Raw genomic sequence first — 7,562 nt, 5'->3', positions numbered from 1 at the left:
GTGGTTCGGCGACCACGTGCGCGTCGCGACGTGGGCCGACATCGTCAACAACGAGGGCTGGGCCACGTTCGCCGCCAACGAGGTCGTCGCGCGGCGCGTCGGGGCGAGCATGGACGACGAACTCCGCGACGTCTGGGGCATGGAGCCGGACTTCTGGGCCGCTCCCATCGACGACCCCGGCGTCGACAACATGTTCGGCACCACCTACGAGCGTGGCGGCGCGGCGCTGCAGGCCCTGCGTGTCCTGATCGGTGACGAGGAGTTCTTCGCCCTCGCCCACGACTGGGCCCAGGAGCCCGGTGCGCGCTCGTTCGCCGACTTCCGCGCCTTCGTCCAGGACCGGACGGGCCGCGATCTCACCGCCTTCTGGCACGCCTGGTACGCCGCGGACGCCGCCCCCGCGCGGGACCCCTCGCTCGGCTGGCCGGGCTGAGGCAACCCTCACGCCCCGGCGCTGGACCCGTCGCTCGGCTGGCCGGGCTGAGGCAGCCCACGCGCCGCCGGCGGCTCAGCCGCGGCGGCGCCACGTCCCCTCCAGGCCGGTCGGAACGAAGCCGAGGGCGTCGTTGATGGCGAGCATGTGGCTGTTCTCGGCGGCGTTCCACGTGTGGACGCGCTCGGCCGCGGGGTTGGCGTCCAAGAGTCGACGCAGGTTCGCCGCCTTCATGAGCATGCCGAGCCGGCGGCCCCGATGGTCGGCGCGGACGAGGGTGTCCCCCTGCCACGTGCCGACCGGGTGGTGAAGCGGCCACTCGATCTCGGTGTACGCGGCGAGCGTGCCGCTCGGCATGTGGCGGGCGGCGACGGTCACCCAGGCCGTGCCGATCTCCACGTTGCGCGCCTCCGCCGAGCGGAGGCGGTCGGCGTCCCAGACCTGCACGTCGTTCAGCTCAGCGGCCATGGGCACGTCCGTGATCATGCGCGAGGCGAGGTCGGCGAGTCCGTCGACGAGGTCGTCGGGGCACGGCCCGACCCAGCCGACCAGTTCGTAATCGGGTCCGGCCACGGACGCCGCCGCCCGGCCCAACGCGTCGGCGCGCTGGAGAGTCTCCGCCGACAGGGTGAGCGTCGACGGACGCTCCACCTGCTCCAGGGTGAAGCCGTGGTGCACGGCGAACGCGTTCCCGGGCAGGCGCGGGTCGACCGCGCCCGTGCCCGAGCGTGCGGCGAGAGCGTCCGGTCCCTCGGCGCCGGCGGGGGAGAACGTGAAGCCCATGAGGGTGCCGCGGCCATCGGCGGAGAGGAACTCGGTGAGGGTGGTCATCAACGCATCCCCGAGGCCGCGGCGGCGCGCCTCGGGCAGCACGGCGAGCTCGATGTTGCCGACGTCGCGGTCCTCCCGGAGGGGGCGGTGGCACCACGCGTAGGCCACGACCCGACCGCCCTCGAGGGCGACCCACGCGTCCTGATGGGCGTACGCCGAGCCGCGGAGCCGGCCCTGGCGCGCGGCGACGTCGTCGCTGAAGTCGTCGTTCCCGTACTGCTCCCGGCTCACCGTGTGGTCCACCGCAGACAGACCGACGAGCCAGGGGTGCGGGGCGGCGTCCGTATCGCCGGGGTGCGGGATGCGTTCGATCCGGATCATGGTTCTCCTTCGTCAAGGCAGCCTGACAGGATGCCCGCGCGGCGGTGGATTGCGCAAGAGGGCGCTATGTGTCAAACGTGTGACATATCCCTGGCTGGGGGTAACGCTTGCGTTAACCGTCCCAAGACGGGGCACGGGCCGGGCGGGCCCGGCGCACACTGATGTTTCCCGCTCCTGCGGGTGGTCGCCGTCGACGCCGGTGGTGGCCACCGCCGCGGCCGGCGCATGCGATCCCCTACCACTCACCCAGGACACAGCATGCGAAGCATCACCCATCCTCTCCTCAGCCTCGGGGCCACCCTCGTCGCCCTGCTTGTCGCCACGCTCGGGGTGGTCGCGCCCGCGCAGGCAGACAGCACCAAGCCCGCGGAGGGCAAGAGCTACGTCATCGGGACCGACACCACCTACGCCCCCTTCGAGATGCGTGACCCCACCAGCGGCGAGATGGTGGGCATCGACATGGACCTCATCAACGCCATCGCGAAAGCCCAGGGCTTCACGGTCGAGGTCCGTTCGCTCGGCTTCGACGCCGCCCTGCAGGCGCTGCAGGCCAACCAGGTGGACGCCGTCATCGCCGGCATGACCATCACCGACGCCCGCAAGCAGGTCTTCGATTTCACCGACCCCTACTTCGACACCGGCCTGCAGTTCGCAGTGCCCGAGAGTTCGACGGTCGCCGGGCTCGAGGATCTCGACGGGAAGGTGGTGGCCGTCAAGACCGGCACGGCCGGGGCCGACTACGCGAACTCGGTCGCCGACCAGTACGGCTTCCGGACCACCGCGTTCGGCCAGACCTCCGACATGATCGCCGACGTGACCAGCGGCAACGCCGCGGCCTACATCGAGGATTACCCGGTCGTCGCCTACACGATCGCCCAGGGCAACGGGATGAAGCTGCTGGGCGACAAGATCCCGAACGGCCAGTACGGCGCCGCCGTCAACAAGGGGGCCAACCCCGAGTTCGTGCAGGCGTTCAACCTGGGCCTGCAGTCGCTGCGCGACAGCGGGGAGTACGACACCATCGTCGGCAACTACCTGAGCACCGAGGCAGCAACGCAGTCCGGGTTCGGTCAGATGGTCGTGGACGCCCTGCCCGCCCTCCTGCGTGGCCTCGCCCTCACGCTCGCTGCGACGGCGCTCTCGATCGTCGCGGCCCTGGCCATCGGCATCGTGTGCGGGTTCGCGAAGGTCGGGGGGAACGCCGTCGTCCGCGCGCTCGTGACGGGCTACGTCGCGATCTTCCGGGGGACGCCGATCCTCGTCCAGGTCTTCTTCTTCTACTTCGGCCTGCCCCGGGCGACCGGACTCACGCTGACGGCCTTCACGGCGGGCGTGCTGACCCTGAGCCTCAACGCCGGCGCCTACATGACCGAGATCGTGCGCGGCGGCATCCAGTCCATCGATCCGGGCCAGCTCGAGGCCGCCCGGTCGCTCGGCCTGCCGTACCTCACGTCGATGCGGAAGGTGGTGATCCCGCAGGCGATCAAGGTGATGACGCCCTCGTTCATCAACCAGTTCGTCATCAGCCTGAAGGACACCTCACTGCTCGCCGTCATCGGCTTCGCCGAGCTCACGTATCAGGGCCAGCAGATTATCGCGACGAACTTCAGATCGTTCGAGATGTGGCTGCTCGTCGGCGCCATCTACTTCGTGGTGATCGCGCTCCTGACCACCGTTTCCAACCGCATCGACAAGAAGGTGAACGCATGAGCGCCACGATCGAGACGGCCCCGCGCCGCACTGTCATCGAGGTCCGCGACCTCAAGAAGGCCTACGGCGACCTGGTCGTCCTGAGCAAGGTCGACGTCGACATCGCCGAGGGCGAGGTCGTGGCCATCATCGGCCCGTCGGGAGCCGGGAAGTCCACGCTGCTGCGCTGCCTCAACAAGCTCGAGGACGTCACCGAGGGCCACGTGCTGGTCGACGGCGTCGATCTCGTCGCCAAGGGCACCAACCTCGACCACGTCCGCCAGCACATCGGCATGGTCTTCCAGCACTTCAACCTCTTCCCCCACAAGACGGTGCTGGAGAACGTGATGATGGCCCCGCTGACGCTGCGGAAGGGCTCCAGGGACGAGATCCGCGCGCGGGCACTCAGCCTGCTCGATCGGGTCGGCCTCGCCGACAAGGCGGAAGCGCGTCCGGCTCAGCTGTCCGGTGGACAGAAGCAGCGCGTCGCCATCGCGCGGGCGCTGTGCATGCAGCCGTCGATCATGCTGTTCGACGAAGCGACGAGCGCGCTCGACCCCGAGATGGTGGGCGAGGTGCTGGCCGTCATGCGGCAGCTGGCCGACGAGGGCATGACGATGGTGCTCGTCACCCACGAGATGGGCTTCGCCCGGGAGGTGGCCGACCGCATCCTCTTCATGGCCGACTCCATCATCACCGAGGAGGGCACGCCCGAGGAGATCTTCGGGAACCCGCAGCGGGAGCGCACGCGCGACTTCCTGGCCAAGGTGCTCTGAGGCAGCCGGCGCGGAACGCTCAGTGCGCGGCGGCCAGCATGGTGGCGAGCGCGCTGAGCGTTTCGGAGGTGCCGGCGTCGACGCGCACGGCGGCGAGGTCGTCGGCGCGCGTGCGCCCGTGGTTGACGATCGCGACCGGCTTGCCGGTCTTTGCGGCGTGCCGGGCGAAGCGGAGCCCCGACATGACGGTCAGCGACGAGCCGGCGACGAGCACGGCCTCGGCGTCCTCGACGAGGGCGTAGGCCTGCTCGACCCGGTCGGGCGGAACGTTCTCGCCGAAGAACACCACATCCGGTTTCAGCACACCGCCGCACCGCTCGCACGGCACGACCGTGAGGTCGACCGGGTCGGGGATGTCGGCGTCCCCGTCGGGGCGCAACTCCGCGTCACCGGCGGGGATGCGGCCCGTGACGTGGGGGTTCGCCGCCTCCAGCCGTTCCTGCAGGGCGAGGCGGGTGGTCAGTTCCGCGCAATCCAAGCACGCGACGCGCTCGATCAGACCGTGCAGGTCGATCACGGTTGTGGAGCCGGCGAGGGTGTGCAGCCCGTCGACGTTCTGGGTGACCACGGGGGCGGCCAGCGCCGCCAGTGCGTGGTGGCCCGGATTGGGGGCGGCCGCGCCGAAGCTGCGGTAGCCCATCATCGAGCGGGCCCAGTAACGGCGGCGGGCGTCGGCGTGGCGCACGAAGTCGCCGTACTGGATCGGGTGCGTCGGGCGGGCGTCAGGCCCGCGGTAGTCGGGGATGCCGGAGTCGGTCGAGAGGCCCGCGCCGGTCAGGGCGAGCCAGCGGCGCCCGCCGAGGACGCCGGCGAGCCGCTCGAGATCGGCGGCGCTCGGCTGCGGCTTGGGTGCGGGCACGCCGTGAGCCTACCCACCCCCCGTTCCCTCCTGATCCCAGCACGCGACCAGCACGCGATGGTGGAGCGGCAGCGCTGTCTGCGGCGGTCCGGCGTGCTCGTGTGCTGGGATCCGGAGGATCCGGCGGAGGTCAGCTCCCAGGCGGGAGTGATGACACGCTCACGAGGTAACGCCAACGCCCCCCCTGCGCGCCCACCTGCTCCCGTCGGCATCCACGCTCCCCTTGAGCGCAGACGCTCCCCGTCGGACGGGGAGCGCTCCCCTTGGGCGCAATCCCTCCCCTTGCAACGGTGGGCGAGTGTGCCCAAAGGGAGTGCTCCCCCTGGGCACAGACGCTCCCGTTGGGCACCGAGGCTCCCGTTGAGCACTGAGGCTCCCCTCGGGCACACGCGCTCCTGGTGGCCAGCATGAGGGGTGAGCATGGGGGCGTAGCTGTCACGCGCCGTTCGAGAACTCCGCATCCCAGCACGCGACGCCTGCACGAGCCGCGCCGGAAGTGGCCGGGGATGTCCTGTGCTGGTTCCGGGGGACTACGGCCGCCTCGGTCTAGGGTGGACACCTCGAACCGCGGACGGGGCCATCCATGACCAACATACGATTCACCCTGGGGTCAGCACAGCTCACGGCGACCCTGGCCGACAGCCCGACCGCGCGCGACCTCGCCGACCAACTGCCGCTGGAACTGACGTTCGCCGACCTGCACGAGGTGGAGAAGATCGCGCCCCTGCCCCGCCCGCTCGACCTCACCGACGCCCCGGTCGGGGCTGCCCCCGGGCGCGGTGACATCGGCTACTACGCGCCGCTCGGCAACCTCGTGCTCTACTACGCCGAGGTCGGGTACTGGGAGGGGATCGTCCCGCTCGGGCGCTTCGACGGCGAGGTCGGCGCGGTCGAGAGTCTGCCCGACGACTCCCGCGTGAGGATCGAGCGTGCCTGACCGGCCGGCCGGGACGCCACGATGACCCTCAGCCGCGCCGGTGACGACACGATCGCCCTGCTCACCGGCTACTTCGCCGCCATGGAGGCCAAGGACCTGGACGCCATGGCCACCTACTGGTCTCCGACGGGATCACCCTCCGCTCGGGCAACGCCCCGGCGGTGACGGGTCACGCGGCGCTGCGGGCCCGCTTCGCCGGCCTTTTCGGCCGGATCGCCTCGCTCGCCCACCGCCTCGTCGACGTCTGGGAGGGCGACGACGGCGTCGTGGTCTCCGAGGACGTGAGCATCTGGACGCTGCCGGACGGCCAGGTCATCGAGATCCAGAGCTGCGGCGTCTTCACGGTGCGTGACGGCCGCTTCGTCACCCAGCACGTGTACGCCGACACCGGCCCGGTCGATCGCGCGCTCGCGGGGGAGGCCGCACTCCCGGGTTGACCTAAGATCGTAAATACGTAATTATGGAGTATGGCGACGATCGAGGAGCGGCTCACCGCGCTGGAGGCTGCCGTGGCGCGTTGGGAGGAGGCGGCCGCAGAAGCCACGCCCAGCCCGGAACGCTCACCTGACTTCTGGATGCTCGAAGGGCTCGAGCAGCGCCACCCCGAGGGTGTCGTGGCCTACGCCGGGCACGCGGCCCTGGCTGCGGGCCCGGTGCGCTGGCAGGTCGGCGCGCCGGTGGAGCCGCTCCTGGGCGCCGACTGGGCCGAGGTCGCTGCCCGGCTCGACGCGCTGGCCCACCCGGTGCGGCTCCGGCTCGCCCAGCTGGTGCTCCACGGCACCGAGACCACCGCCGAGCTCGCGGCCGACGCCGACCTCGGCACCACCGGCCAACTCCACCATCACCTCCGCCAGCTCGTCGCGGCGGGCTGGCTGCAATCGGCCGGCCGGGGCCGCTACCGGGTGCCGGCGCAGCGCGTCGTCCCCCTGCTCGCGGTCGTGGCCGCCGCCCGCGACTGACCCTCTTCCGGAAGGAGCCCCCCATGTCCCCCCAGCATGCACCTCCCGCCCGAACGACAGGCGCCCTGGGGTACACCACCCGCAACTTCCTCATCGTCGCCGTCCTCGCGCTCGTCGGTGCCCTCGCGGCGGGCCTCATCGGCCCGAACCCCCGGCTCGGGCCGGCGGCCGCGGGCGACGAGGCGCTCGTTGCTGAGGTCGCCGCCATCGTGGGGGAGGGCCGCGGCCTGACCCAACTGGCAGTGGCGCGCCTCGACGGCGACCGCACCGACTTCGCCGGCTTCGGCGACCCCCTGCCCAGCCCCGACACGCCTTTCGAGCTCGGCTCGATCACCAAGGTCTTCGTGGGCCACGTGCTCGCCGACGCCGTCGCCCGCGGCGACGTGGCGCTCGACGACCCGTTGGAGACCTATCTTCCCGAGCTGGCCGGCACCCCGGCTGGTGGCGTGACGCTCGTCAGTCTGGCCACGCACACCTCCGGTCTGCCGCGCCTGCCGGAGGGGGTGGGCGGCTTGCGGTCGGCGCTGTCGCCGAGCGACCCCTACCCGGCGTGGGGTGTGGGGCAGCTGACGGACGCAGCCCGGGCCGCGGCGCTGGAGCGACCGGGCACCGAGGCGTACTCCAACCTCGGCATGGCGTTGCTGGGTCATGCGCTCGCGCGGGCCGCGGAGGCCCCCACGTGGGCGGCGCTGGCGGAGGAGCGCCTGTTCGCGCCGTTGGGCATGACGGCCACCGTCACCGTTGCCCGCCCGGCCGA

The 7,562-nt window shown here is 71.4% G+C and carries 10 protein-coding genes; 8 read left to right on the top strand and 2 right to left on the bottom strand.

Translation table 11 applies throughout. The features are described from left to right. Positions 1–433, top strand: a 433-nt coding sequence (locus tag Q1K57_RS10450; protein WP_300082077.1) for a M1 family aminopeptidase, incomplete at its 5' end; no start/stop codon positions are given. Positions 434–508: 75 nt separating this feature from the next. Here the strand turns inward: Q1K57_RS10450 and Q1K57_RS10445 are convergent. Further along, entirely contained in the window at positions 509–1,585 is a 1,077-nt protein-coding gene (locus Q1K57_RS10445) for a GNAT family N-acetyltransferase (protein WP_300082075.1), read from the bottom strand. Positions 1,586–1,843: 258 nt separating this feature from the next. Between Q1K57_RS10445 and Q1K57_RS10440 the strand changes: the two genes are divergently transcribed. Together Q1K57_RS10440 and Q1K57_RS10435 are read left to right on the top strand one after the other, a co-directional pair. Then, a complete protein-coding gene (locus Q1K57_RS10440) occupies positions 1,844–3,295 on the top strand; it encodes an ABC transporter substrate-binding protein/permease (protein WP_300082072.1) in 1,452 nt (483 codons plus the stop codon). After that, entirely contained in the window at positions 3,292–4,050 is a 759-nt protein-coding gene (locus Q1K57_RS10435; protein ID WP_300082069.1) for an amino acid ABC transporter ATP-binding protein, read from the top strand. The genes Q1K57_RS10440 and Q1K57_RS10435 overlap by 4 nt, the downstream gene beginning before the upstream one ends. A gap of 19 nt (positions 4,051–4,069) precedes the next feature. Here Q1K57_RS10435 and Q1K57_RS10430 read toward each other — a convergent pair whose 3' ends face one another. Then, the gene (locus Q1K57_RS10430) at positions 4,070–4,909 is read right to left on the bottom strand and encodes an NAD-dependent protein deacetylase (protein ID WP_300082066.1); all 840 of its coding nucleotides are present in this window, start codon (positions 4,907–4,909) and stop codon (positions 4,070–4,072) included. Between the two features lie 583 nt (positions 4,910–5,492). Between Q1K57_RS10430 and Q1K57_RS10425 the strand changes: the two genes are divergently transcribed. The 5 genes from Q1K57_RS10425 to Q1K57_RS10405 all read left to right on the top strand — a co-directional run. Then, entirely contained in the window at positions 5,493–5,846 is a 354-nt protein-coding gene (locus Q1K57_RS10425; RefSeq protein WP_300082063.1) for a cyclophilin-like fold protein, read from the top strand. A 21-nt stretch (positions 5,847–5,867) separates the two neighbouring features. Beyond that, complete coding sequence (locus tag Q1K57_RS10420) at positions 5,868–6,011, top strand: hypothetical protein (protein ID WP_300082062.1); 144 nt, start codon at positions 5,868–5,870, stop codon at positions 6,009–6,011. Next, positions 6,008–6,283 (top strand): nuclear transport factor 2 family protein, encoded by a 276-nt coding sequence (locus Q1K57_RS10415; protein WP_300082059.1) that lies wholly within the window; start codon positions 6,008–6,010, stop codon positions 6,281–6,283. The genes Q1K57_RS10420 and Q1K57_RS10415 overlap by 4 nt, the downstream gene beginning before the upstream one ends. A gap of 30 nt (positions 6,284–6,313) precedes the next feature. After that, positions 6,314–6,805: a winged helix-turn-helix domain-containing protein gene (locus Q1K57_RS10410; RefSeq protein ID WP_300082056.1), complete on the top strand. Its 492-nt coding sequence runs from the start codon at positions 6,314–6,316 to the stop codon at positions 6,803–6,805. Between the two features lie 23 nt (positions 6,806–6,828). Next, on the top strand, positions 6,829–7,562 hold a 734-nt coding region (locus tag Q1K57_RS10405; RefSeq protein ID WP_300082053.1), incomplete at its 3' end, for a serine hydrolase.

The sequence above is a fragment of the Propioniciclava sp. genome, from assembly GCF_029977985.1.
GTDB lineage: Bacteria > Actinomycetota > Actinomycetes > Propionibacteriales > Propionibacteriaceae > Propioniciclava.
This window is presented reverse-complemented; position numbering and strand designations above follow the sequence as displayed.

Excerpts from the sequence above, each read along its gene's own strand:
- Q1K57_RS10445 (WP_300082075.1), bottom strand. The coding sequence starts at position 1,585 with ATGATCCGGATCGAACGCATCCCGCACCCCGGCGATACGGACGCCGCC.
- Q1K57_RS10440 (WP_300082072.1), top strand. The coding sequence starts at position 1,844 with ATGCGAAGCATCACCCATCCTCTCCTCAGCCTCGGGGCCACCCTCGTC.
- Q1K57_RS10435 (WP_300082069.1), top strand. The coding sequence starts at position 3,292 with ATGAGCGCCACGATCGAGACGGCCCCGCGCCGCACTGTCATCGAGGTC.
- Q1K57_RS10425 (WP_300082063.1), top strand. The coding sequence starts at position 5,493 with ATGACCAACATACGATTCACCCTGGGGTCAGCACAGCTCACGGCGACC.
- Q1K57_RS10420 (WP_300082062.1), top strand. The coding sequence starts at position 5,868 with ATGACCCTCAGCCGCGCCGGTGACGACACGATCGCCCTGCTCACCGGC.
- Q1K57_RS10410 (WP_300082056.1), top strand. The coding sequence starts at position 6,314 with ATGGCGACGATCGAGGAGCGGCTCACCGCGCTGGAGGCTGCCGTGGCG.